Genomic DNA, 25669 nt, shown 5'->3' with positions numbered 1-25669 from the left:
ATGCGTAAACTGGTTTCTGCATTGATGGCTTCGGCCTTTGTCCTTGCCGGAGCGGCAAGCGCTTCGGCGGGCGAGATCGCCGTGATCGTGAAGACCGTGAATTCAACGTTCTGGCAGAACGTGCAGAAGGGTGCCGAAGCTGCGATCAAGGATTCCAAGGATCACACCATGACTTTCCAGGGACCGGCCGCTGAATCGGCCATCGCCGATCAGGTCAACATGGTGGAAAATGCCGTGAACCGCAAAGTGGATGCAATCCTGCTTGCCCCGTCCGACCCGGACGCGCTGACGCCTGCCGTGAAGAAGGCGTGGGAAGCCCGCATTCCGGTCGTGATCATCGACTCGCAACTCGCCGATGGCGCCGACAAATACTACCAATCGTTCCTTGCAACCGATAACCGTAAGGCCGGTGAGGCCGCAGCCAAGGCCCTGATCGAGAAGGCAGGCACGACCGGCAAAATCGCCGTCATGTCCTATGTTGCGGGCGCCGGCTCGGAAATCGGTCGCGTCGGTGGCTTCGTGGATTACATCAAGGCCAATTCCAAGCTGGAAGTCGTCGGTCCTTATTACTCGCAATCGCAGATGGCGACGGCGCTTAACCAGACCACCGACGTTCTGGCAGCCAATGGCGACCTCGTCGGCATCTTCGGTGCCAACGAACCGACCGCCATCGGCATGGGCCGTGCGATCAAGCAGGCAGGCAAATCCGGCAAGCTGACCGCCATCGGCTTCGATGGCAATCAGGACCTGCAAGAATTCGTCAAGGATGGCACGCTCAATGCTATCGTCGTTCAGGGTTCCTACCAGATGGGCGAAAAGGGCATTGAGACCCTGTTTAAGGTGCTGAACAAGGAAAAGGTCGAGAAGGTCGTCGATACGGGTGCAGTTGTGGTCACCAAGGACAATATCGACCAGCCAGAAGCCAAGAACGTGCTTTATTAAGTATTGTTATAAAGAAAGACGAAAGGGAGGCGTAATGCCTCCCTTTCAGTTTCAGCAATCCAGCCATAGCGCGGCTCCCTCAAGATCGTTCAAGGGCGCCTAACTCTTTCATCTCCCTATTAAAAGGGCAATCAGACCAAAGAGTGCAAGATTTGGAAGCTTCCGCCGGTTTCGTCCGGGACGATTTTTATGAAGACCTCGTCATAAGACGGTCGTGGAAAACCATACCCAAAACCATCATCGCTACGAACAGCCAAACCTGCGGCAGCCCCATGGAGAGTGCGGACACCACAGGGCCCGGACAGAAGCCTGCCAGTCCCCAGCCTGCACCGAAGATGGCAGAACCGACAATCAGACGTCGGTCGATTTCGGTTTTTTCCGGCAGATGAAAAGACTGGTCCAGCACGGGCCGCGCCATGCGCCGCTGCAACATAACACCGGGAATAGCCACCAGAAGAGCGCCGCCCAGCACAAAAGCGAGGCTCGGGTCCCAATGGCCGCTGGCAACATTCAGGAAGCCCGTCACGCGAGATGGGTCAATCATGCCTGACAGAGACAGACCGAAACCGAAGATCGCGCCCGCAAGCAGCGTCATGGCCAGACGTGCAGATGCCGACTGTTTCATAGCAATGCTCCCGAAATGCTGGCAACTACAATGCCGGTTATAAGAAAGGTAAGCGTCGCGGCTATTGAACGTTTGGAAAACCGCGCCATGCCGAGAATGCCATGACCCGATGTGCAGCCTGATCCCATCCGGGTTCCGACGCCAACCAAAAGTCCCGCTACGACAATGAGGGGCCAGGACATAGCTATCGTGACCGGGGGGAATGAACCGTAGATTGCGGCATATATAATCGGCCCGAAAACGAGACCGACCACGAAAACCGCATTCGCGGGAACCTGTTTACCGCCCAGAAGCCGCCCTATGATCCCGCTGATCCCAGCGATGCGCCCATTGAAGACGAGAAGCAGGATTGCGGAAAAGCCGAGCAGCATGCCGCCGGCCAACGATTGGAGATAGGTTGCGATCATGACTGAGACTCCGGTATGCAGAAAATGCCGTAGAGTGCTTCGATTAGCTGTGCCGCCTTCGCTTCAGTCAGACGGTAGAAAATCTGCTTTGCTTCGCGACGGGTTTCTACGATGCCCGCGTCACGCAACACGCCCAATTGCTGCGACAGCGTCGGCTGGCGAATGCCAAGCACGTTTTCGAGCTCTCCGACCGAATATTCCCGTTCTGCAAGGGTGCAGGCGAGTATAAGCCGCGCCGGGTGCGACAGCGTCTTGAGAAGTTCAGCAACCTCGGTTGCCCGGCTCTCCATTTCCGCGCGCGTCATCTTGTTTTCGTGGGCGGGTGCGCCGCCTGGAATTGAATCCATAATGGCACCTCGTTTTCAATATACAATTATATATAATATATATTGATTTTCTACAAGAGACCTACACAAAAAAAGCCGCCGTTCGAAATTGAACGGCGGCTTCAAGTCTAATTTTTGAGCAATAACTGAACGGCATCCAGTTCCGTCTGGCGCAATTCGTGTCCCCCCGGATGCCAGACCAGCTCGACATTGGCTTTCTGGAGCTCGAAATACCGTGCGATCGCTTCGGTCAGATTCGGCGGACATATCGGGTCCATCCGCCCGGCGGTCATCAGAATTTTCGCACCTTCGAGCGCCGGATTGTCCTTCGGTCTGAACGGTACCAGCGGATGCAGAAGCGCCGCTTTGTCGAAAACCTTGCCTTTCTCGATCAACAGATTCGCCATAATGTTGGCGCCATTGGAATAGCCGAGCCCGATCACCTCGGAAGGCTTGTATTCAGCCACAAGGCCAGCAATGAAATCGGCCATCTTATCGGTTGCGCGAGCAAGGTCTTCCATATCATAGACGCCCTCGCCTGTGCGGCGGAAAAAGCGTGCAGCGCCATATTCCGACACGTCGCCGCGAGGCGACACGATGGTCGCTTCCGGCAAAAGCTGTTCCGCCAGACCGAAAAACTGGTTTTCATCGCCGCCCGTACCGTGAAACACAATGAAGAGCGGCGCTCCGTTCGCACCGGCCTTCAGCCGGTGCGCATAGGTTTGGATGGTCATGTTGAATCTCCTGTCCCGACGTTTTCAGATCTTGTCGAGATGTTCTTCGAGATAGCTGCGCAGATGCCGGTGTTGCTCCGGCAGTTTCAGCGCTTCACCGAGATGGGCCGTATCCTCGTCGCGGTCAAATCCGGGTTCGTTGGTTGCAACCTCGAACAGCACGCCGCCCGGCGTACGGAAATAGATCGCCCAGAAGTAATCGCGATCTATGACTGGCGTGACATGATAACCCGTATCCATCAGCGCCTTGCGAACCTCCAACTGCGTCTCGCGGTTTTCGACAGCGAATGCCACGTGGTGCACGGAACCAGCGCCCTGCTGGTTGCGAGCAACTGTCGGCAGGGTTTCCAGATCGATGACACCCGCACCGTTGCCTTCCGGCATGACGAGACGGGTGATGCCGTCTTTCGCATCGAGCTTCTGGTATCCCATATATTGGAGCAGTTCCGTGGTCGCGCCTTCGTCCCGAAGCCGCATGGAAACCGAATGAAAGCCACGAATGGCATGATCGGCATCGATTCCATCATGAGACCATGGCACACGCGGATCGTCCTTCACCTCGACCAGGGCAAAACTGTCGCCATCGGGGCCGCGGAAATGGATACGCTTTTCGCCAAACGCCTCGTCTTCGGATTCAACCTTGACAGCGGATTGCTCGAAACGGTCCTTCCAGAAACCGATCGAACCTTGCGGAACGGCAAATACCGTCGCCCCGACTTCACCCGTACCCTCGCGGCCGCGTGGTATGCCGGGGAATGGGAAATAAGTCATGACAGTGCCAGGCGTGCCCAGTTCATCACCATAATAGAGGTGATAGACACTCGGATCGTCAAAATTGACTGTCTTCTTGACGCGGCGCAGCCCCAGAACATCGGTGAAGAACTGGTTGTTGGAACGCGCATCAGCGGCAAGCGAGGTAACGTGGTGGAGGCCCTTGATCTGATTAAGCATGGCTGTCTCTCCTGTTGTGTTGCCGCCAATATAGCCATCAGTTCGGGTATTTAAACATTGACAATCGTGCACGCATTGTATCGAAATCAGATACAGTCTCAGGCAATATTGATTTCCATCTGGACGTAGTACCCATTCAAAGTTTAGCTACTTGAAGCAGCAAAGTAGAAAGGTTTTCCATGGCGTCCGGCTTGTTCGCGCTTCTCGATGATGTCGCAGCCATAGCAAAAATGGCGGCAGCTTCGGTTGATGACGTCGCTGGACAGACAGCCAAGGCCAGCGCCAAGGCGGCAGGCATCGTCATTGATGACACGGCGGTCACGCCCAAATACGTCGTAGGGCTGACGCCGGAACGGGAGTTACCGGTCATCTGGAAAATCACCAAGGGGTCGCTGCGCAACAAGCTTGTCTTTCTGCTGCCGCTCGCGCTCATCCTCGGCTATTTCGCACCGTCCATCATCATGCCTCTTTTGATGTTCGGCGGTATCTATCTGGCCTTCGAGGGGACGGAGAAGCTGGTGGAGTTCGTTCTTCCACATAAGGAAGAAGAGCATGAGGAAACCAAAGGCGGTACCGCCAGGGAAATCGAGGAAACGACCGTCAACGGCGCAATCCGCACGGACTTCATCCTGTCAGCGGAAATTATGGCACTGACTTTGGCGGGGCTGGCCCCGTCAAGCATTTATACGCAGGCGGCCATTCTCGCCGCGGTCGGCATATTGATAACCTTCGCCGTCTATGGCGTCGTTGGCATCATCGTGAAGCTTGACGATATGGGTGTCTCGCTTGTACGCAACAGCCATACGGCTTTTGGCCGACAGCTCGGCAAGGCGTTGGTTGCCGGTATGCCTATCATATTGAAGGTTCTGAGCACCGTCGGCACCATCGCCATGCTGTGGGTCGGTGGCAGCATCATTGTCCATGGGCTGGCTTCCATCGGCATCCACAGCGTGGAAGCCTTTATCCATTCCATCGTTTCGCTTCTACCGACCGAAGGACTACGGTTTTCAGCCGCCTTGGAATGGATTGCCACATCGTTCCTGCAAGCCATTCTTGCGATCCTGATCGGTATTGTGATCGTAACCGCCGTCAATATCTTCAAGGCATTGAAAGCCAAGGCCTGAGCGGACCACCCTTTCTCTCAAAGAAAGGTAGTTTAGCGCAGGGGGAAGGCACGGCAAACGCCTTCTGTCCCGCACCCCGAAAGCTGCGGGACAAAGGCAATCAGCGGTAGACGATACCGCCGTCCGTCAGGATGGCCTGACCGGTGATATAATCAGAATCCGGGCTGGACAGGAAAGACACCAGAGCTGCCACATCGTCTGGCGTCTGGGCGCGGCCAAGGGCGATGCCTTCCACATATTTCTTGTAGGTTTCACCTTTCGGCGCGCCAGTGATCTCCGAGAAGCGTTCATCAATCTCGACCCACATATCGGTACCGACAATGCCGGGGCAATAGGCGTTCACCGTGATACCGACGCTCGCATATTCCTTGGCCGCGGCCTGGGTCAGCGCACGCACCGCAAATTTCGTCGCCGAGTAAACGCCCAGCATCGCAAACCCGTCATGGCCGGCGATGGAAGACGCATTAATGATCTTGCCCTTCTGCTTGCGCGCCTTGAACTTGGCGGCCGCTGCCTGAATGCCCCACAGAACGCCATCGACATTGATACGGAAAATCCGCTCGACTTCTTCGGGCTTCACGTCAGCTATGGGTTGAACTTGCGCAATACCGGCATTGTTGACGATGACATCAAAACCGCCAAGCGTCTTTTCCGCATAGTCAATCGCAGCATAGACATCGTCGCGCTTGCTGACATCGGCAGAGAAAGTGGATGCCTTGCGACCAAGCGCCTCAACTTCTTTCTTGACCGCATCCAGCTTGTCGGCTTTCAGGTCAACCAGCGCTATATCGAAGCCGTCCTTCGCCAACCGCAACGCAATACCGCGTCCAATGCCCTGAGCGGCGCCCGTGACCAAAGCAACTTTACCGTTTACCGACATGATTCATCCTTTCCTGAGGGGTTGGTGAATGGCAATGCAGCGTATCCAATGAGCAATATGGAACTCGCGCTTGCCCCGTCACCCCCAATCAACTCCCGTCAGGCCCGAATTTCATTGATTGCGATCAACTTTACTGAATTAGCAGTACAAAAAACAAAAGGCCCGGCAAAAGCCAGGCCCTTTCAATGGACTATATCTGAGGGCGTCAGATATTTGGCTCGGCCTTGCCCTTTGTCTTGGCTTGGCTTTTGCCCTTGGCCGTGAGCTTGTCGATATAGGCGAGGAACAGCGCCGAAAACACGAATGCCAGATGAATAATGGTGAACCACATCAACTGGTTCGACGTGTAGGTGGTGGCGTTCAGAAATATCTGCAGCAGATGGATCGATGAAATCGCAACAATGGTCGAGGCGACCTTGATCTTGAGCGAGCCTGCATCGATGGTACCCAGCCAGTGCACCTCGTCGCCGGCCTGATCAAAGCGGCTGACGAAATTCTCATAGCCCGAAATGATGACCATCACCACGAGGCTCGCAATCAGCGCCGCATCAATGAGCCCGAGGACTTTCAGGATCGTGTCGGTATCATTCAGTGTGGTAACTTTGGTCGCAAAATCGAACAGCTTGCCCGCGAAGGATACAGCGTAGATTGCCAGCGCAACGGCGAGCCCAAGATAGAAGACCACCAGCAGCCAGCGTGATGCCAGAATGATATTTTCGATCAGGAGTTCAATTCGCTTCATCGATCCGTTTCCAGGTAATCATGCCGACACCTCATAAAAAACCGCGCGCTTTTGGCAAGCGCCAAAGACATTGAATGATGTGCAAAAGTAGGATCGCGACCGCTTTCTTACAATATCAACTTTTATCCGCTGCCTGAAGCAGCTCCAATGCGAGCTGGCGCGCGCCAGCAGAAATATCCGGGTTGAAAATCAGCCAGTATCCTTTGTCACTTGCCAGCGATACCCCGCAGGCATGGACAAGCTGCCCGCGCTGCACAGCACCGTCGATCAATCCCGTCCAGCCGAGCGCGACGCCTTGATCGGCGATCGCTGCCTCGATCACCAGATTGTAGGTGTTGAAGACCAAGCCGTGATTGCCGTCCACTATCTCTTCACCGATAGCATCGAGCCATGACTGCCATGTGAACCAGCGATCGCCCTGCAACGTATCAAGATGCAGCAGCGAGGCTGCACCGAGCCGTCTTCCGTTCGGAAACGGACCATGCTTGGCGAGATAGGTTGGGGAACAGACGGGCACCACCTTTTCGCTGATGAAAGCGATAGCGTCCTCCGGGAAATCCTCGCGACCGCCGAACAGGATCGAAATATCCGCATCACGCCGGTCAACCGGCTGGAGCATGGATGATGCCGTGATGCGCACGTCCACTTCCGGATGTTTAGGACGAAACTGTGCAACATGGGGCATCAACCAGAATGTCGCGAAGCCATAATCGGTCGCTATGCGAAGTCCCGGCGCGCGCTGGCGGCGTTTGATCTGCTGTACCGCCTCATCAATTCCATCGAGACCGGAGCGCACCGCTTCATAAAGAATGCGCCCTTCGGGCAATATCGCGACGCCGCGCGCGCGCCGTGCGAACAGCGCGACACCCAAACGTTCCTCGATGCGTTTTATCTGATAGCTGACCGCCGGTTGCGTCATACCAAGCTCACGCGCCGCAAGGGTCAGATTTTCCAATCGTCCCACCGCTTCAAGAACGCCAAGGCTGCCAAGGTCCCAGGATGAAGAAACCATAAAAACTTTCTATAGCTTCGATAAAAAATGAATGGGTTTTTCCTTAGCCTAAATGATGTTTTTCTTAAAGCAGGAATACAAGACATAACCCGTCTTAATCAAAGAGATGCGGAATCCAACACACTAGGCAGAGGGGTCATCACATGCGCTATTTGAAGATTGCGGCGCTGGCGTTCACGGCACTGGCAGGGCTTTCAGGAGCGGCTTCTGCTGCTGATCCGGCAGCTTGCGAAACGATCCGACTGTCCGATCCGGGCTGGACAGACATCACCTCCACCAACTCGGTCGCAAGCGTGCTGCTGGAAGGTCTCGGCTATAAGCCCGACGTCAAGACCATGTCCGTACCAATCGGCTATGAGGCGCTCAAGACCGGTAATCTTGACGTCTTCCTTGGCAACTGGATGCCAGCACAGCAGAAGTTCCGCGACGATCTCGACAAGGCGAAAGCCGCAGAAGTCATCGTCAAGAATCTCGAAGGAGCGAAGTTCACGCTGGCGGTGCCGGATTATGTGGCAAGCGAAGGCGTGAAGGACTTTGCCGATCTCGCCGCCCATGCTGACAAGTTCGGCAAGGAAATCTATGGCATCGAGCCGGGTGCCCCTGCCAACCAGAATATCCAGAAGATCATCGAAGACCAGAAATTCAAGCTCGATGGCTGGAAGCTGGTGGAATCGAGCGAGCAGGCTATGCTCGCGCAGGTGGACCGCAAGAACAAGGACAAGGCGTGGGTCGTGTTCCTGGCCTGGGCACCGCACCCGATGAACAACAAGCTCAATATCGAATATTTGGCAGGTGGCGATGACTATTTCGGCCCGAATTTTGGCGGCGCGGAAGTCTACACGCTTGGTCGCACCGGTTGGGCCGCGCAATGTCCGAATGCAGCGAACTTTTTCAAGAACCTCACTTTCACCGTCGATATCGAGAATGCGCTGATGGGTAAAATTCTGGATGAAGGCGCGGAAGGCCCCGCAGCCGCCAAGGAATGGCTGAAGGCCCACCCAGAGCAGATCGACAAGTGGCTCGCGGGCGTCACCACCTTCAAGGGCGAACCGGGCGCGGAAGCGGTCAAGGCAAGTCTGGGGCTCTGACGACCAGCAACGGAAAGCCAGAAGGCGGGCGTTCAAACGCCCGCCGCTTCACCTCCCCACTTGCCACCGGTCCCGCACAATGAAAAAGCCGAATATCCTTATACTCATGGTCGACCAGCTCAACGGCACGCTCTTCCCAGATGGCCCGGCCCAATTCCTTCACGTTCCCAATCTGAGAAAACTTGCTGATCGTTCCACCCGCTTTGCCAATTGCTACACGGCGAGCCCGCTCTGTGCCCCAGCCCGCGCGTCTTTCATGTCGGGCCAGTTGCCGTTTAGAACCGGCGTGTATGACAATGCTGCGGAGTTTTCTTCCGAAATTCCAACCTATGCCCATCACCTTCGCAACGCCGGCTACCAGACGGCACTTTCGGGCAAAATGCACTTTGTGGGACCGGACCAGCTTCATGGCTTTGAACAAAGGCTGACAACAGACATCTACCCGGCAGATTTCGGCTGGACGCCGGATTATCGCAAGCCCGGTGAACGTATCGACTGGTGGTATCATAATCTTGGTTCCATCACTGGAGCGGGTTCAGCCGAAATCACCAACCAGCTCGAATATGACGATGAGGTCGCCTATCAGGCTGAAGCAAAGCTCTATGATCTGGCGCGCGGCCACGATGAGCGGCCATGGTGTCTCACAGTCAGCTTCACCCACCCGCACGACCCCTATGTGGCGCGCAAGCGCTTCTTCGATCTCTATGCGGATATTCCTGAACTCGATCCGAAAATCGGACCGCTGCCCGACAACGAGATTGACCCACATACTGAACGCCTGCTGCGGGCCTGCAAGGCCGAAGACTACGACCTGACCCGCGAACAGGTTCGCGCGGCACGTCGGGCCTACTTCGCCAATATCTCCTATGTGGATGAAAAGATCGGCGCCCTGCTGGACGTCGTTGAACGCTGCGGCATGGCGGATGACACGATTGTCGTCTTCACTTCCGATCACGGGGATATGCTTGGCGAACGCGGCCTGTGGTTCAAGATGAGTTTCTTCGATGGTTCGGCGCGCGTGCCGTTGATGATCGCCGCGCCACAACTCAAAACGGGCCGTACGGATACACCGGTCTCGACGCTCGACGTCCTGCCAACGCTGGCCGACCTCGCCGGAATCGACCTCGGAGGAATTATGCCGTGGACCGACGGTGTTTCACTGACAGGTGTTGCCTCCGAGACGGCAGAGCGCGGTGCCGTTCCAGTGGAGTATGCAGCCGAAGGCACCATCGCGCCGATGGTCTCCTTGCGTGACGGTGACTGGAAACTCAACCTTTGCCGCGCTGACCCGCCGCAACTGTTCAACCTTTCCGACGACCCGGACGAGCTGCGCAATCTGGCGGAACTGCCGGAATTCAAAGCCGTTCTGGACGACCTCGTAGCCAAGGCGGAAGAACGCTGGAACCTGGACCGGTACGATGCCGACGTCCGGGCCAGTCAGGCTCGTCGCCACGTCGTTTATCCGGCATTGCGCAACGGCGCCTATTATCCGTGGGACTACCAGCCGCTGCAAAAGGCGTCAGAGCGCTACATGCGCAACCACATGGACCTGAACGTGCTGGAAGAAAACCAGCGCTTTCCACGCTGATTAGCAGAGCGGGGCCTCACAGCCCCGCTTGCTCAAACCCTCACTGTTCCGAGAACTCCAGAACCGTGCCGCTGGCATTTTCCGGCAGCACGGCAATGCCCGCAGATGTATTCACGTGGGAAATCCCGTTGGCATCGAGAACGCTGCGCGCCTTGTCCAGCGAAGCGACCCGGATGCGCAGAACGGCGAAAGCCTTGCCCGGCGTCTTTGCAAAATTCACTCCAGGATAGAGTGCGGAAGCCTTTTCCTCGCTAACAACCCATATGTCAGCCGAGCGCGTGCCGGTCGAAACCTTCCAGCCGCCATCCTGCATTTCGGCTTTGCCATCAGCGAACAGGCGCGCAAAACCTTTGGCCGCAGTTTCGGGATCAGATGAAATGGCAACAATGGCAGAAAGGCCATTTGCGCTATTCGCGTGTTCGATCAGTTCCGGCAGCCAGACCGTTTCGCGGGTCTTGTGCTGGCACATGAACACCATACCCTGCGGCACTTCACTTTCCGAGAAAGACACGGTTTCAAAAGCCGCAACCCCCTCGCCGCCGCCCGGCAGCTTCACGGGGCGCTGAAACGCGCCAACCTCGCCTGTCTTGATGCCAAGTGCGCCCAGTTCCGCCTTGGCATCGCGTGCATTGTCGATGCGGCAGGCAATAGCATGGAGGCCTTCACCCTGCGCTGCCAGTTTCTCACGCTGATGCAGATTACCCGGCGTCTCGGCCACGATGCCAAGCAGCTCGAAATAATCCTCCGGAAACATGATGGTGTAGTTGCCGGTGCCCTTCTCCTTGCTGTGGAGGCCGCGCGGGCTCAGCGTAAATCCGAAACGGCGATATTGCTCGGCACTTTTCTCAAGATCGCCGACCAGCAGGAAAATATGATCGACGCCTTTAACCGGATGAGACATGCAAAACTTCCTTTTATTTTTTGGTCGGAGCCAGAACGATCTCGTGGATCGTAACCTTGGGATTCATATTGGCAACATAGAGCGCGGTTTCAGCCATATCCTCGGGCTGGATGACATCATCCATACGAGAGAGATCGAAGCCCGGACGACGCGCGAGGAGCGGTGTCGCCACCTCGCCGGGGCAAAGCACCGTTGAGCGGATGCCGTTCGGCCCTTCCTGTGCGTTCAAGCTGGCGCTCAGATCGTTGAGCGCATGTTTGGACGCGCCGTAGGGCACACCGCCGCCGGGCGACGAAAACCGCCCAGCCCATGACGATGTATGGATCATCAACCCACCGCCCTGCGCGCGCATGGGTGTCAAGGCTGCGGCGATCACATTGATCGCTCCCTTGATGTTGATATCGATCACATCATCCCATGATTCGAAATCAATATCCGCCCAGCTACGGCGCGGGATATTAAGACCCGCATTATTGCAGAGGATGTCGAGACGACCTGCCCATTCTATGATCGCACCGACGGTGGCAGCAACTGCTTCCCTGTCGAGTACATCTGCCGGAAATATCTGCGCTTCGCCATCATTGGAGACGATTTCCTCGGCAATCGCTGCAAGCGCATCCGCCTTGCGGCCTGTCAGCGCCACCCGCCAGCCCTCGCGCGCGAAACGTCGCGCCATGGCAGCGCCGATGCCAGACCCAGCACCGGTAATCCAGACTGCACCACGCTCGCTTTTGCACAAACTTGCGCTCTGCTCGGGGGAATTTCGGCTCATCGACAAACTCCGTTGTAGAAAATCGACATTTATTAACGCAGGGCGGTCGGGAAATTTTACCAATTTTGCCCGACATATTAGTTTATCTTGACATTATCGCCACGGATTCTAGCATATCAATGCTTGCATACTATAAAGACCCTCTGAGACGGCATTTCATTGCAATTTCAGGGGCTTGAACAATATTGGGACGTGCGGGAAAAGAGGCTACAAAGCCCTCCCTCAACGTCCTTCAGGGGAACAGAGAATGCATATCAGAAAAGCTGGCCTTGGCCTGTTTGTTGCGGCGTTTTCGCTTGCGACAGCGTCCTCGCATGCCGAAGAAGTAAAGCGCGGCGGCACTGTCATCGTCCATATGAACACCGAGCAGGGTGTGCTTAATCCTGCTCTGCGCGCCTCCACCGGCGTCTATCAGATCACCGGCCGCATCATGGAGCCGCTGATTGACCGCACCTATGAGGGTTACGTACCGGTTCTGGCCACAAGCTGGTCTTCATCGGAAGACGGCAAGGCCATCACCTTCAAGCTGCGTGAGAATGTGCGCTGGCATGACGGCCAGCCCTTCACTTGCGATGACGTTTCTTACAGCGCGATGAACCTCTGGAAGAAACTGCTCAACTATTCGACCACGCTTCAGGCCAATCTCGAAGCCGTCGACTGCACCGATCCGCACACGGCAGTGTTCCGTTATTCCAAGCCGATGCCGCTGGAGCTGCTCGTCGCCGCCATGCCAGATCTCGGGCATCCGGTGCCGAAGCATCTTTATGAAGGCACAGATATTCTGAAGAACAAGTACAATGCCGCGCCGGTTGGCACGGGACCGTTCAAGTTCGTCGAGTATGAGCGTGGCCAGCACATCATTGCCGAGCGCAATGACGATTACTGGCGTGGCAAGGAATATCCCTACCTCGACCGCGTCATCTGGCGTTTCATGCCGGACAAGGCCGCCGCAGCCGCAGCGCTGGAAGCCGGTGAAATGATGGAAACTGCCTTCAACGGCATCTCCATGTCGGATACCGAACGCCTCCAGAAGGATGGCCGCTTCGATACCGGCACCAAAGGCTTTGAGAACAACGTTGCGCATTCGACCATCGAGTTCAACCTGCGCAATCCGATCCTTGCCAATCTGAAGGTTCGTCAGGCGATCTATCACGCGCTCGACATTGATTTCGCGATCAAGACAATCATGCGCGGCTATGCCAAGCCGGGCCGTGGCCCGATCCCCAGCACCGGCGGAGCCAACTATACGGATCAGGTTCAGACTTACCCGTATGATGTTGAAAAGGCGAAGAAACTTCTCGACGAAGCCGGCTATCCGGTCAAGGAGAACGGCATTCGATTCAAGCTGCGCCATCGCCCCGCGCCATGGGGTGAGTATACGCAGCTCTGGTCTGAATATTACGCGCAGGCGATGAAGGAAGTCGGCATCGACGTCGAAATTCTCACAAATGACGCACCAGGTTTCCTGAACGGCGTCTATCGTGATCACGATTTCGACACGGCCAATGGCTGGCACCAGTTCCGCTCCGATCCGGCAGTCTCCACGACGGTGTGGCTGCGCTCCGGCGCTCCGGTCGGCACGGCATGGTCGAACCAGTTCGGCTACAAGTCCGACGAGATGGACAGCCTGATCGACAAGGCGGCAAGCGAGCTCGATCCGACCAAGCGCGCCGATCTCTATCATCAGATCCAGCAGCTTGAGATGAAGGATCTACCGGTCATCTTCGCCATCGAACATCCGTTTGTCGGCGTGACCAACAAGGTCTTGAAGAACCACCACAACACTCCGCGCTGGGATTCTTCGAGCTGGTATGACCTCTGGATCGACCAATAAAAGAGACCAAGCCGCTGCCGGTTTCCGGCAGCGGTTATTCCGCCTGAAGCCTGAAACTGCTCATGCATATCTTGCAGGATAATCCGCAATGCCCCTGCCCCCGATCCTGACTTTTGCGCTGCGGCGCATCTCGCAGGCGATCCCCGTCATTCTTCTCATCATGATCGGATCATTCCTGCTGATCAAGCTTGCCCCCGGCGATACGGTGGATGCGCTTGTCGGCGACATGGGCGGCGCAGACCCGCAATTCGTCGCCAATCTGCGCGCTGAATATGGTCTCGACCAGCCGGTCTGGACGCAGCTCTGGATTTACATGACCAAGCTGGCGCAGTTCGATTTCGGCTGGTCCTACGTGTACGAGCAGCCGGTGCTGGACGTGCTGATGGCTCGCCTTGTACCGACGCTCCTGCTCATGGTTTCCTCGCTTTCGGTGGCTTTTATTTTTGGCATAGCGCTTGGCGCTCTCGCAGCACGCAAGGCTTATTCGCTGACCGACAATGCGATTTCCACGCTCGGCCTTGTTTTCTATGCCATGCCGAGCTTCTTTCTCAGCCTCATCCTGATGTTCATCTTTTCCGTCAAGCTCGGCTGGCTGCCGGTCGGCGGCTACAAAACGCTTGGCGGTTTTTATACAGGCTGGAAGAATGTCTGGGATATTGCCGTGCACCTCGTCATGCCGACGACAGCGCTTTCACTCATCTATCTCGCCTTCTATATGCGCCTGATGCGAACAAGTGTGCTGGAAGTGGCAGACCTCGACTATGTTCGCACCGCACGCGCCAAGGGAGCCAGCGGCGCAAGGTTGATGTTCCATCACATCATGCGCAACGCCTTCCTGCCTGTCGTCACACTGCTCGGCCTTCAGTTCTCCACCGTGCTTGGCGGCTCGGTCGTGATCGAGACAATCTTCTCGCTGCCCGGCCTCGGCCAGCTTGCCTACACCTCCGTGATCAAGCGCGACCTCAACACGCTGATGGGCATCATCTTCCTGTGCTCTGTGCTGGTGGTAATCGTGAATTTCATCACCGATCTCATCTATGCGCGGCTTGATTCCAGGATCGAACTGTCATGACTTCCCAGGACCTCTCCCTCACTCGCCCGCAGGTCTCCCGCACGAAAATTCTGTGGCAGCGCTTCAGCCGCAACCGTGCCGCCGTGCTTGGCCTTGTCCTCTTCATCGCCGTGGTTCTGATCGCACTGCTGGCAGATGTCATTGCGCCCGGCGACCCGTTGCGCCGCGCAGGCGATCCGCTCGTCTGGCCGTTCCTCAATGCAGCGACGCCGCTTGGCACCGACCAGCTCGGACGCGATATCATGGCAGGCATCTTCCATGGCGCACGCATCTCGCTTCTGATCGGCGTGGTGGCTACCCTGATTTCCATTGCTATCGGCATCATTATCGGCGCACTTGCCGGCTATTATGGTGGCTGGGTGGATGACGTCCTGATGCGCATCACCGAGGCCTTCCAGACTGTTCCAAGCTTTGTTCTGCTGCTGACGCTGGTGGCCATTTTCGGTTCGTCCATCGAAAACATCATCATCTGCATCGGCATTGTTTCGTGGACTGCACCGGCCCGCATGGTGCGCGCCGAATTTCTGGCGTTGCGCAAGCGCGAATTCATTGATGCCGCGCGCAATCTGGGGGTCGGTAATGTCTCGATCATCTTCCGCGAAATCCTGCCGAACGCTCTGCCGCCGGTGATTGTTTTCGCATCCGTAGTGATGGCCACGTCAATCCTGATGGAAAGTGCGCTTGCCTTCCTCGGCCTTGGCGACCCGAACTATGCAAGCTGGGGCAACATGATCGGTCAGGGCCGTGCCGTACTGCGTACCGACTGGTTCTGTTCGGTCATTCCTGGTATCGCCATTCTGCTCACCGTTCTTTCTTTCAGTCTGCTCGGTGAAGGCCTGAACGACGCGCTTAACCCAAGGCAGAAGAAATAATGACCGCCGCCGCAATTCTCGAAATCCAGGGTCTTCAAATTGCGCTGCCTGAAGGCGCTGACCGCCCCTATGCCTTGCAGGGCCTGACACTAACCATCAATCCCGGTGAGATCGTCTGCCTTGTCGGCGAAAGCGGCTCCGGCAAGTCGCTTTCGGCGGGCGCGATCATGCGCCTTTTGCCGGAACCGCACGTCCGCGTGACCAACGGCACGATCAGGCTCGAAGGCACCGATCTCTATTCGCTGAGCGAAGCCGATATGAAGAAGCTGCGCGGCGACCGCATCGGCATGATCTTTCAGGAGCCGATGACCGCGCTCAACCCGCAGAAGACAGTCGGCTGGCAGATCGATGAAGTGTTGCGCCTGCACACGAAGCTCGGTCGCAAGGAGCGCCGTGCAGCCGTGCTGAACATGCTGGCAGAGGTGAAAATTCCAGACCCGGAATCCGCCTACAATGCCTACCCACACCAGATTTCGGGTGGTCAGCGGCAACGTGTCATGATTGCCATGGCGCTGATCCTGAAACCGCGCCTCATCATCGCCGACGAGCCGACCACAGCGCTCGACGTGACCACGCAGGCGCAAATCCTGAAACTGATCCGCGACCTGCAACGCGAGCATGATACCGGCATTCTGTTTATCACTCACGACTTTGGCGTGGTGGCGGAAATTGCCGACCGCGTAGCCGTGCTGCGGCTTGGCGAACTGGTCGAGGAAGGTCCGGCAAACGACGTGCTGAATCATCCGCAACACCCCTATACAAAGGCGCTGATTGCATCGGTTCCGGCCCTCACGCCGCCCGAGCCGAAGGCATCAGTGGACACACAGCCGGTCATTCTCAAGGCGAGCGCTTTACGCAAGACATTCAAAGCGCGCGGCGGCTTGCTAACCGGAAAACGCAGCGCCGTGCCTGCCGTGAAAGACCTTTCATTCGAGTTGCGTCAGGGCGAAACGCTCGGTGTCGTTGGCGAAAGCGGCTCCGGCAAGACGACCGTTTCGCGCATTGTTACCCGTCTGCTGGAAGCAGATAGCGGCGAGGTCGATGTGAATGGCAGGGATTTCCTGAGCGCCAGCCCACGTGAAGTGCGCGCCATGCGCAAGGACATCCAGATGGTCTTTCAGGACCCAATGGCCTCGCTCAATCCACGACGCCGGGTCGTAGACCTGATAGCGCAGGGGCCAATAGTCCACGGCGTTCCAAAGGAACAGGCCCATGCAAAAGCACGCGAATTGCTGGAACTGGTCGAGCTTTCATCAGCCGCCGCTGATCGATTTCCGCATGAGTTCTCGGGTGGACAGCGCCAGCGTATCGGCATCGCACGTGCGCTGGCTCTGGAGCCCCGCATCATCGTCGCGGATGAACCTGTTTCCGCGCTCGACGTCTCGGTTCAGGCGCAAGTTCTTCGCCTGCTCGCCGACTTGCGCGAGCGGCTCAATCTCTCGCTCCTTTTCGTAACGCACGATCTACGTGTCGCCGCGCAGCTTTGCGACCGCATAATCGTCATGTCGAAGGGTGAGATCGCCGAAGCCGGCCTGACGGCGCAAGTCTTCGCCAACCCGCAGCATGAATATACACAGCGCCTGCTTGCCTCCATTCCCGGCAAGGGCTGGACACCGCCTCGCTTAGAGCGTGTCCCGATCTGATTGAATCAGATCGGCGCTCTAAAAATTTTTGTTTTAACGCGCATCTTTTCCGAAAACCGTTTCACACTTTTCGGGATACGCTCTAGAAACCGCGTGAAGTCATGCAGAACATCGTCTTTCCACCTTCCATCTGGGCTGCCACGGCATCCGAACGCAAACCGGCCCCCGCGCTTACGAAAGATGTCGAAGCCGATGTCGTGATCGTCGGTGGCGGTTTCACAGGTCTTTCGGCGGCACTCCATCTGGCAAAACGCGGCAAGCGCGTCATCCTGTTGGAAGGCAATGCTGTGGGCTGGGGTGCATCAGGGCGCAACAACGGACAGGTCATCCCGACCATGACCTCGGCAGAACCCGATGCAATCGCCAAACGATATGGTGCCTCAGGCGAACGGTTTGCCAGATTGATCGGCAATAGCGCCGACATTCTTTTCTCCATCGTGCGCGATGAAAATATCGAGGCCGAGGCCGAGCAGACCGGCTGGTTCCAGCCAGCGCATTCACCAGGGCGGGTAAAGCTTTCGCAAACCCGCGTAGAAGCCTGGAAACGCTTCGGCTTCCCGGCAGAGTTTGTCGACCGCGCTGCGACAGCGAGGCTGTTGGGCAGCGATTTCTGGTATGGTGGTATGTTCAATCCGACCGGCGGCCATATCAATCCGCTGGCTTTCGCGCGTGGACTTGCAGCGGCTGCTGAACGTCACGGCGCAATCATTCATGAGCAAAGCCCGGTCATTGCCTATGCCCAGGTAGGCGATCATTGGGAAGTAAAAACCGCCAACGCCACGGTGCGTGCCAAGGGCTTCCTGCTCGCAACCAACGCCTATACCGGCGAATTGCGCGAAGGGCTTGCCCCACGCCTTGCCCGCACAATCGTGCCAGTGCTCTCGTGGCAGATGGCGACTGAACCTGTCAGCGACAATCTGCGCGCAACGATCTTGCCCGGACGGCAAGCCGTTTCCGATACACGCGGCGATCTGCGCTTCTTCCGCTACGATGCCCGCAACCGGCTGATCACCGGCGGCGTGGTGATGGGCGATTTCAACGTGACTGAGCGGGTCAAGCGCAAGACGGCGCGCAACATGGCAGAAGCCTTTCCAGCCCTCGGTGAACCGGAAATCACGCATGTGTGGAGTGGCTATATCGGCATGACCTGGGATCGCTTTCCGCGCGTTCATCAACTCGGCCCCAATGGTTGGGCATGGATCGGCTGCAACGGTCGCGGCGTTGCGCTTGGCACATCGCTCGGGCGTGAATTCGCACGGGCGCTCGATGGCGAGCCTGCCCAGGAGCTTGCCCTTCCCGTCTCGGAACCGGCACCGCTGCCTTTTCACAAGATCGCGCGGAAGATTGCGCCGTTCTATCTCGCATGGCTTCGGCGCAAGGATCTTACCGAACCAAATCTCTAACTCATCCCATTCAACGTTCATGTGAAAGGTCAGATCCATGAATCAAATGTCAATTCTGGAACGTCGCCGCATTGAAGCGCTGGTTCTCAAGAACGTTTACGAAGTAATTCGCGAACGCTCGGGTGAAGAAGAAGCGCAGGCGGCAATCGGCGAAGCCGTTAGCCGCTCGGCCATCGAACAGGGCAAGAGCTTTGCCGATGAGCTGGGTCGCACGCCGACAATACAGGACTTTGCCGACATCCAGCCGCTATGGACGAAGGAAAACGCGCTGGAGATCGACGTGATTTCACAGGGCGAAGATCATTTTGATTTCAACGTTACGCGCTGCCGTTATTCGGAGATGTACCGCGAGATGGGTCTTGGCCATATCGGTCACCTGCTTTCCTGCAATCGCGATGGCGATTTCTGCATCGGATACAATCCCGAAATGAAGCTGGAACGCTCGCAGACCATCATGAAGGGCGCGAGCCACTGCGATTTCCGCTACCGCCTCGACAAGACCGAAGACAACACTAAAGGAGCCTGACATGCCGGTTGAAAACTGGACATCGAACCAGCTTGACGAACTCGTCGCGTTCCGTCGTGACCTGCACGAAAACCCCGAGCTACTTTACGATGTAAACCGGACTGCGGAAAAGGTTGCCGAAGCGTTGCGCACCGCAGGTGTCGATGAGGTCGTGACAGGCATCGGACGTACTGGCGTCGTTGGCGTCATTCACGGTCAATCGAACCGTTCGGGTCGCGCCATCGGCCTGCGCGCTGACATGGATGCGCTGCCGATCTTCGAGGAAACCGGTGCGGAATGGTCGTCCAAAGTACCGGGCAAGATGCATGCCTGCGGTCATGACGGACACACGACCATGCTTCTGGGGGCAGCCCGCGAACTGGCGCAAAGCCGCGCCTTCGATGGCACCGTCATCGTGATTTTCCAACCCGCCGAAGAAGGTGGCGCAGGCGCCAAGGCGATGATCGACGACGGCCTGTTCAAGCGCTGGCCGGTCAACGAAGTCTACGGTATGCACAACCGTCCCAATCTCGCAGTCGGGCATTTCACTATCAACTCCGGTCCGATCATGGGATCGGTCGATGTTCTCGAAATCACCATCGAGGGCGTTGGCGGACATGCAGCTTCGCCGCACCAGACTATCGATCCCATTCCCGTTACGGCAGCGCTCATTCAGGCAATTCAAACGCTGACCGCGCGCACCATAGACCCGCTGGATTCTGCTGTGATCTCGATCACCACTATTCAGGGTGGCGATGCGTTCAACGTCATTCCGCAAAAGATTCGGCTGACCGGCACGGTTCGTACGCTTCGCGAGGAAGTCCGTGACCATATCGAGGAAAAACTGACCCGCGCCGTGCAGGGCATAGCCGATGCTTTCGGGGCCAAGGCCACGCTCGACTATCAGCGTAGCTATCCGGTCACCGTCAATCATGAGCGCGAGACCGAACTCGCAGCAGTCGCTGCTGAAGCCGTTGCGGGCGCCAACCGTGTGACCCGCGACATGCCAGCGACGCTGGGCGGTGAAGACTTTGCCTTCATGTTGAACGAAGTACCGGGCGCGATGATCAATATCGGCAACGGGCCAAGTGCCAATCTCCATCACCCCAAATACGACTTCAACGACGATGTCATTGTGTGGGGTTGCTCCTACTGGACCACGCTCGTGCGTCACCGGCTGCCAGTCGAAAACTGATCGTCACCAACAGGGCGGCATCGAAGGGACGCCGCCCTTTTTCGTAAAAAGCGAATATTTTTTACATTGAAACCTCTAGTGTATCCAAGACTCTCGTAATATAACGCGCTGCCAATAAACCATCGTGGCTGTTCCCGATGGGAAAGAGAATCCGGTTTGGCATACATCCTGAACGTCTGAGTTTCGGAAATGCGAAAGCCAGTGGTAGAGCGGGAAATCAATGAATATCGAGTCTGCCTTGAGCGACAGCGCCAATATTTTTGACCTTGCGCCAATCTCCCTGTGGCTTGAGGATTATAGTGGTCTGCTCAAGCAGTTCGAAGAATGGCGCGCGCTTGGTGTTACCGATCTCAGGGCTTTCCTGCATGAAGATACAAGCCGGTTGCGCATCTGTACCAGCCATATCCGGGTTCTGAAGGTCAATCGCAAGACGCTTTCGCTTTTCGAGGCGGATAGCGTCAGTCATCTGGTCGCCAATCTCGAACGCGTGTTTCGGGACGACATGCTGGACCCGCATATTGAAGAGATGGTCCAGCTATGGAACGGCGGCAATGCTTTCTCAAGCGACACTATCAACTATTCGCTTGGCGGTAAGCGGCTGGATATTCAGCTCAAGGGGGTCGTGCTTCCCGGCTACGAGCACACGTGGGAGCGGGTTCTGCTTTCCATTGAGGATGTGACTGCACGCGAGGATGCCCGCCGCGAACAGGACCGCCACAAGCAGCACGCCCAAGGCCTTTTTGAACATTCGCCAGTATCGCTCTGGGTTGAGGATTTCAGTCGCATCAAGCAATTGATGGACGATGTGCGCCAGCGCGGCATTGTTGATTTTCGGGTGTTTACTGACGTGCACCCGGAATTCGTACGCCAATGCATGAGTGAAATCCGGGTTCTCGAAATCAACACCGAGACCACAGCCCTTTTCCTCGCGCCCGACAAGAAGACACTGCTGCAAAACCTGCCGCATATCTTCAAGGACGAGATGGAGTCATCATTCCGCGAACAGTTGATCGATCTGTGGAACGGCGTTCTGTTCCAGCGCCGCGAAGTGGTCAATTATGCACTCGACGGTACCGAACGGCACGTGTTGCTGCAGTTCTCGGTCCTGCCTGGACATGAGCACGACTGGTCGCTGGTGCAGGTTGCACTCACTGACATCACTGCCCGCAAGAAAGCCGAAGCCTATCTTGAATATCTCGGCAAGCATGATGTGCTTACCAAGCTTCACAATCGCGCCTATTATGTCGATGAACTCAACCGGCTGGAACGCAAGGGCCATATGCCGGTTTCGGTCATCATCATCGATCTCAACGGCCTCAAGGCGGCGAATGACCAATGGGGACATGCAACAGGCGATGGATTGCTGCGGCGCATCGGCGAGGTGCTCAATGAAGCCGTGAAGCAACCGGGCCATGCGGCGCGCATTGGCGGCGACGAGTTCGCGGTTGTGTTGCCTTACGTGGATGAGCGCGGTGCCGAGGCGATGGTTGAGGACATTCAGCGGTTGGTCGAGATCAACAACCAGTATTATTCCCAGCTCAAGCTTAATCTTTCTATCGGCTCTGCGACCAGCATGCCGGGTGAGAAGCTGGAAACGGTTGCCAAGCGCGCGGACTTGCTGATGTATGAGAACAAGCGCCAGCAATATACGACGGGCACAGTCTAGAGCACGTTTCAATCTGATTGGATCAGGTCGGCGCTCTAACTATTTGTTTTAACGCACATCTTTTCCAAAAGTCGTTTCACACTTTTCGGGATGCGCTCTAATCTTCGAACTTTATGATCGTCTTGCCGCGCGTCAGATCGGTAACGAGACGGGATAATTCATCCCGTGCGGCAATCGGCATGGCGCCTTCAATCTCCACGCCGGATCCGGTGAAATTCTCTTGCACGATGACGAGGTTCTCAACCGCTGTCAGACGCGCTTTCAGCAGCGCATGGTCCGAAAAATCGCAGGCGAAGTTAAATCCGACCAACGGAATGACTTCGGTTTTCTCCGCCTGCCGTAGACAGGTTGCAGCCGTACCGCCATAGGCGCGCATCAGGCCGCCGCTTCCCAGAAGAATGCCGCCAAACCAGCGTGTGACCACGACTGCAATATTGTCCAGCTGCTGGCCGTCGATTGCCTGCAGGATCGGCTTTCCTGCCGTGCCGCTTGGTTCGCCATCGTCGCTGAAACGGTAGTTCTGCCCCATGCGCCAGGCCCAGCAATTATGGCTCGCCGACAGATCAGAATGCTCGCTCAAAAAGTCCTTCGCCGCCTGCTCGCTCGCGACAGGCGCGGCAATGGCCAGAAACCGACTTTTCTTGATCTCCTGACTATAGGTTTCGACGCGGCTGATCGTGAACATGGCAATCCTACAAAGATAATTTCGGGGCCTAGCATTTTCCATTAAGGATGACGACCCCTTCCAGCTTCCCCTGGCATTGCGCCCGCCGGATATAGGGTATAAGGCAATTGAAAAATGAGCCCATATTTTGTGCTCGGTTCTTGCATACCCATATGAGAGGTCCTGCCGATGTTCGATTTGATCGTGAGAAACGCTAATCTCCCCGACGGTCGCGAGAAGCAGGACATTCTGGTCAAAGACGGCAAGATTGCCGACGTCTTGCCATCGAATGGCGAACATCAGGCAGCGACCGAAATTGACGCTTCAAACCGGCTGGTCACCCCACCTTTCGTCGACCCGCATTTCCATATGGATGCGACCCTGTCGCTTGGTCTACCGCGTCTTAATCGTTCGGGAACGCTCTTGGAAGGCATAGCGCTTTGGGGTGAACTCAAACCCATGTTGACGGTAGAAGCCATGGTCGAGCGTGCGCTTCGCTATTGCGATCTGGCCGTTTCGCAGGGACTGTTGGCCATTCGCAGCCATGTCGATGTCAGCGACCCGCGTCTCCTCACGGCTGAGGCCATGATCGAAGTCCGCGAGAAGGTAAAGCCTTACATTGATCTGCAACTCGTGGCCTTTCCGCAGGACGGTTACTACCGCTCTCCGGGTGCTGTCGATCTCGTCAATCGTTCGCTCGACATGGGCCTTGATGTCGTTGGCGGCATTCCGCATTTCGAGCGCACCATGGCCGATGGCGCAGCATCGCTTGAAGAGCTCTGCCGTATTGCCGCCGACCGTGGCCTGCCGGTCGATATTCACTGTGATGAGACCGATGATCCAATGTCACGTCACGTTGAAACGCTGGCAGCGCAGACTATGCGCTTCGGTTTGCAGGGCCGCGTCTCCGGCTCGCATCTCACTTCCATGCATTCCATGGACAATTATTACGTATCCAAGCTTATTCCGCTGATTGCGGAAGCGCAAATGAACGCCATTCCGAACCCATTGATCAACATCACGCTTCAGGGCCGTGCCGACACCTATCCAAAGCGTCGTGGCATGACGCGTGTACCGGAGCTGATGGCTGCCGGTATCAACGTTGCCTTTGGCCACGACTGTGTGATGGACCCATGGTATTCAATGGGTTCTGGCGACATGCTTGAAGTCGGCCATATGGCTATCCATGTTGCACAGATGACCTCCATCGAAGGCAAACGCCGAGTTTTCGATGCGCTCACTGTCAATTCGGCAAAAGCGCTTGGCCTTGAAGGCTACGGAATTGAAAAGGGCTGCAATGCCGATTTTGTCGTGTTGCAGGCTCGCGACCCGCTCGAAGCGTTGCGGCTCAAGGCAAATCGCCTCAAAGTCGTGAAGCGTGGAAAAGTCATCGCCGAAACGCCACAGCGTGTAAGCCGCATCAACCTCCAAGGCCGTCCCTCTTCGGTCGACGGAGCTGATTACGCCCCCATCGGCTAACGATATCAACAGTTTCAACCTATTCGGTAAGCTACCGGATAAAAGAACCGAACAGTCGCGGCCAGAGAACCTATGCCTATTTTTCAGGCCGCGATCTAATTCGCTTGAATTCCAGGCAGATTAAGCAAAGATATAGTTCGTTGCTCATCCATTCTGCTCACACAAAACGAAGCAACCGGCAGTGCATTCCCGGCACACCGAAAACACACTTGAGGGGTCCCTAACCAAAATGACCACAATCATCACAACATCGAACTTCACCCGTCGCGATATTCTGGCAATGTCCGCTGCACTCGGCGCAACCGCCGTTACAAGCCGGGTCTTTGCTGCCGATGAGAAACTGAAAGTTGCCGGCATCCATGCCTCGCCCGTCGAAAACGCATGGAATTCACGCCTTCACGACGCGCTGAAGCAAGCCAATGACGAAGGCGTCATCGAATATGTCTTCTCCGAAGGCGTTTCGGCAAGCGACTATCCCCGCGCCATGCGCGAATATGCCGAACAGGGCATCAAGCTGATCGTCGGCGAATCCTATGCGGTCGAACGCGAAGCGCGTCAGGTCGCTGGCGATTACCCGCAGACTGCTTTCGTTATGGGCTCATCCGGTAAGCCGCAGGGCGATAATTTCGGTGTTTTCGGCACCTGGAACTTCGAGGCTGCCTATCTCGCAGGCATGTTGGCAGGCGCGATGAGCAAGTCCGGTACGTTTGGCTCGGTTGGCGCAGTGCCGATCCCGGAAGTCAACATGCTTATCAATGCCTTTCAGGATGGGGTGAAGGAAACCCGGCCTGACGCAAAATTCAACGCTTCCTATATCGGCACCTTCTTTGATCCACCCAAAGCGCGCGAAGCAGGTCTCGCGCAGATCGATGCGGGGGCAGACATTCTGTTCGGCGAGCGTATCGGCACCGCAGATGCCGCCAAAGAACGCGGAATCAAAGCAATCGGATCGCTGATCGACTACACACCGCGTTACCCCGACACAGTATTTGCCAACGCGATCTGGAATTTCCGCCCAATCCTCAATGCAGCTATCGCCGATGTGAAGGCTACCCAGGCAACCGGCAAGGATTACACGCCTTTCAGCCTGATGAAGGAAGGCGGCAACGACATCATTTACGTCAAGGGCATTGCGCCTGCCGAAGCAGAAGCCAAGATGGAAGCCCGTCGTGTGGAACTGAAAGAAGGCAAGTTCGAATACAAGCCGAACCCCGCCGAGCCGAAGTAATCACTCAAACGGGCAA

25 protein-coding genes are annotated in these 25669 nt (G+C 56.6%); 14 read left to right on the top strand and 11 right to left on the bottom strand.

All coding sequences use genetic code 11. The annotated features are described in order from the left end of the window. Nucleotides 1-942, top strand: coding sequence for an ABC transporter substrate-binding protein (locus tag FJQ48_RS05040; RefSeq protein WP_139974114.1), 942 nt, complete (start codon nt 1-3; stop codon nt 940-942). Nucleotides 943-1129: 187 nt separating this feature from the next. On the opposite strand, the gene FJQ48_RS05035 is transcribed toward FJQ48_RS05040, so the two are convergent. The 5 genes from FJQ48_RS05035 to FJQ48_RS05015 all read right to left on the bottom strand — a co-directional run bounded on the left by FJQ48_RS05035 (nt 1130) and on the right by FJQ48_RS05015 (nt 3985). Then, the gene (locus tag FJQ48_RS05035) at nt 1130-1567 is read right to left on the bottom strand and encodes a YeeE/YedE family protein (protein WP_139974113.1); all 438 of its coding nucleotides are present in this window, start codon (nt 1565-1567) and stop codon (nt 1130-1132) included. Beyond that, nucleotides 1564-1974, bottom strand: coding sequence for a YeeE/YedE family protein (locus FJQ48_RS05030; protein WP_139974112.1), 411 nt, complete (start codon nt 1972-1974; stop codon nt 1564-1566). Before FJQ48_RS05030 ends, FJQ48_RS05035 begins: the two co-directional genes overlap by 4 nt. After that, on the bottom strand, nt 1971-2321 hold the full coding sequence (gene bigR, locus FJQ48_RS05025) for a sulfite-sensing transcriptional repressor BigR (protein WP_139974111.1): 351 nt from the start codon (nt 2319-2321) through the stop codon (nt 1971-1973). Before bigR ends, FJQ48_RS05030 begins: the two co-directional genes overlap by 4 nt. 107 nt (nt 2322-2428) lie before the next feature. Further along, the gene (locus FJQ48_RS05020; protein ID WP_139974110.1) at nt 2429-3034 is read right to left on the bottom strand and encodes an alpha/beta hydrolase; all 606 of its coding nucleotides are present in this window, start codon (nt 3032-3034) and stop codon (nt 2429-2431) included. A 24-nt stretch (nt 3035-3058) separates the two neighbouring features. Beyond that, nucleotides 3059-3985, bottom strand: coding sequence for a VOC family protein (locus tag FJQ48_RS05015; protein ID WP_139974109.1), 927 nt, complete (start codon nt 3983-3985; stop codon nt 3059-3061). Nucleotides 3986-4164: 179 nt separating this feature from the next. Between FJQ48_RS05015 and FJQ48_RS05010 the strand changes: the two genes are divergently transcribed. Then, nucleotides 4165-5109: a DUF808 domain-containing protein gene (locus tag FJQ48_RS05010; RefSeq protein WP_139974108.1), complete on the top strand. Its 945-nt coding sequence runs from the start codon at nt 4165-4167 to the stop codon at nt 5107-5109. Between the two features lie 100 nt (nt 5110-5209). Here FJQ48_RS05010 and FJQ48_RS05005 read toward each other — a convergent pair whose 3' ends face one another. The 3 genes from FJQ48_RS05005 to FJQ48_RS04995 form a co-directional block, all read right to left on the bottom strand. Then, entirely contained in the window at nt 5210-5989 is a 780-nt protein-coding gene (locus tag FJQ48_RS05005) for an acetoin reductase (RefSeq protein ID WP_139974107.1), read from the bottom strand. Between the two features lie 205 nt (nt 5990-6194). Continuing rightward, a complete protein-coding gene (locus FJQ48_RS05000) occupies nt 6195-6731 on the bottom strand; it encodes a TIGR00645 family protein (RefSeq protein WP_139974106.1) in 537 nt (178 codons plus the stop codon). Nucleotides 6732-6846: 115 nt separating this feature from the next. Beyond that, nucleotides 6847-7743, bottom strand: coding sequence for a LysR substrate-binding domain-containing protein (locus tag FJQ48_RS04995; protein WP_139974105.1), 897 nt, complete (start codon nt 7741-7743; stop codon nt 6847-6849). Nucleotides 7744-7886: 143 nt separating this feature from the next. Between FJQ48_RS04995 and choX the strand changes: the two genes are divergently transcribed. Continuing rightward, on the top strand, nt 7887-8831 hold the full coding sequence (gene choX / locus FJQ48_RS04990) for a choline ABC transporter substrate-binding protein (protein WP_139974104.1): 945 nt from the start codon (nt 7887-7889) through the stop codon (nt 8829-8831). A gap of 79 nt (nt 8832-8910) precedes the next feature. Then, nucleotides 8911-10419: a choline-sulfatase gene (gene betC / locus FJQ48_RS04985; protein WP_139974103.1), complete on the top strand. Its 1509-nt coding sequence runs from the start codon at nt 8911-8913 to the stop codon at nt 10417-10419. A gap of 40 nt (nt 10420-10459) precedes the next feature. Here betC and FJQ48_RS04980 read toward each other — a convergent pair whose 3' ends face one another. Together FJQ48_RS04980 and FJQ48_RS04975 are read right to left on the bottom strand one after the other, a co-directional pair. Next, nucleotides 10460-11320: a VOC family protein gene (locus FJQ48_RS04980; RefSeq protein WP_139974102.1), complete on the bottom strand. Its 861-nt coding sequence runs from the start codon at nt 11318-11320 to the stop codon at nt 10460-10462. Between the two features lie 13 nt (nt 11321-11333). Next, nucleotides 11334-12092, bottom strand: coding sequence for an SDR family oxidoreductase (locus FJQ48_RS04975; protein ID WP_139974101.1), 759 nt, complete (start codon nt 12090-12092; stop codon nt 11334-11336). Nucleotides 12093-12339: 247 nt separating this feature from the next. Here FJQ48_RS04975 and FJQ48_RS04970 point away from each other — a divergent pair, with 247 nt between their 5' ends. From FJQ48_RS04970 to FJQ48_RS04935, 8 genes are all read left to right on the top strand, one after another. Then, a complete protein-coding gene (locus tag FJQ48_RS04970) occupies nt 12340-13926 on the top strand; it encodes an ABC transporter substrate-binding protein (protein ID WP_139974100.1) in 1587 nt (528 codons plus the stop codon). Between the two features lie 88 nt (nt 13927-14014). Next, on the top strand, nt 14015-14998 hold the full coding sequence (locus FJQ48_RS04965) for an ABC transporter permease (protein ID WP_139974099.1): 984 nt from the start codon (nt 14015-14017) through the stop codon (nt 14996-14998). Next, nucleotides 14995-15870: an ABC transporter permease gene (locus tag FJQ48_RS04960; RefSeq protein WP_139974098.1), complete on the top strand. Its 876-nt coding sequence runs from the start codon at nt 14995-14997 to the stop codon at nt 15868-15870. Before FJQ48_RS04965 ends, FJQ48_RS04960 begins: the two co-directional genes overlap by 4 nt. After that, nucleotides 15870-17513 carry an ABC transporter ATP-binding protein gene (locus FJQ48_RS04955; protein ID WP_139974097.1) on the top strand — a complete coding sequence of 548 codons (1644 nt, stop codon included), beginning with the start codon at nt 15870-15872 and terminating at the stop codon, nt 17511-17513. The genes FJQ48_RS04960 and FJQ48_RS04955 overlap by 1 nt, the downstream gene beginning before the upstream one ends. A 101-nt stretch (nt 17514-17614) precedes the next feature. Further along, the gene (locus tag FJQ48_RS04950) at nt 17615-18916 is read left to right on the top strand and encodes an FAD-binding oxidoreductase (protein ID WP_139974096.1); all 1302 of its coding nucleotides are present in this window, start codon (nt 17615-17617) and stop codon (nt 18914-18916) included. Nucleotides 18917-18953: 37 nt separating this feature from the next. Beyond that, nucleotides 18954-19442: an L-2-amino-thiazoline-4-carboxylic acid hydrolase gene (locus FJQ48_RS04945; RefSeq protein WP_010658513.1), complete on the top strand. Its 489-nt coding sequence runs from the start codon at nt 18954-18956 to the stop codon at nt 19440-19442. 1 nt (nt 19443) lies between these two features. Beyond that, nucleotides 19444-20616 carry a M20 aminoacylase family protein gene (locus FJQ48_RS04940; RefSeq protein WP_139974095.1) on the top strand — a complete coding sequence of 391 codons (1173 nt, stop codon included), beginning with the start codon at nt 19444-19446 and terminating at the stop codon, nt 20614-20616. Between the two features lie 220 nt (nt 20617-20836). After that, a complete protein-coding gene (locus FJQ48_RS04935) occupies nt 20837-22282 on the top strand; it encodes a GGDEF domain-containing protein (RefSeq protein WP_139974094.1) in 1446 nt (481 codons plus the stop codon). 97 nt (nt 22283-22379) lie between these two features. Here the strand turns inward: FJQ48_RS04935 and FJQ48_RS04930 are convergent, their stop codons facing one another. Then, nucleotides 22380-22967 carry a YigZ family protein gene (locus FJQ48_RS04930; protein WP_139974093.1) on the bottom strand — a complete coding sequence of 196 codons (588 nt, stop codon included), beginning with the start codon at nt 22965-22967 and terminating at the stop codon, nt 22380-22382. A 168-nt stretch (nt 22968-23135) separates the two neighbouring features. On the opposite strand from FJQ48_RS04930, the gene FJQ48_RS04925 reads away from it, so the two are divergent. Further along, a complete protein-coding gene (locus tag FJQ48_RS04925) occupies nt 23136-24425 on the top strand; it encodes an amidohydrolase family protein (RefSeq protein WP_139974092.1) in 1290 nt (429 codons plus the stop codon). 229 nt (nt 24426-24654) lie between these two features. After that, entirely contained in the window at nt 24655-25653 is a 999-nt protein-coding gene (locus FJQ48_RS04920) for a BMP family protein (protein WP_139974091.1), read from the top strand. The last annotated feature ends 16 nt before the right edge of the window (nt 25654-25669 follow it).

The sequence above is a fragment of the Ochrobactrum sp. CGA5 genome (assembly GCF_006345815.1).
In the GTDB taxonomy this organism is placed as follows: Bacteria; Pseudomonadota; Alphaproteobacteria; order Rhizobiales; family Rhizobiaceae; genus Brucella.
The sequence above is the reverse complement of the archived record's forward strand: the minus strand, read 5'-3'. Positions and strand labels throughout refer to the sequence as shown.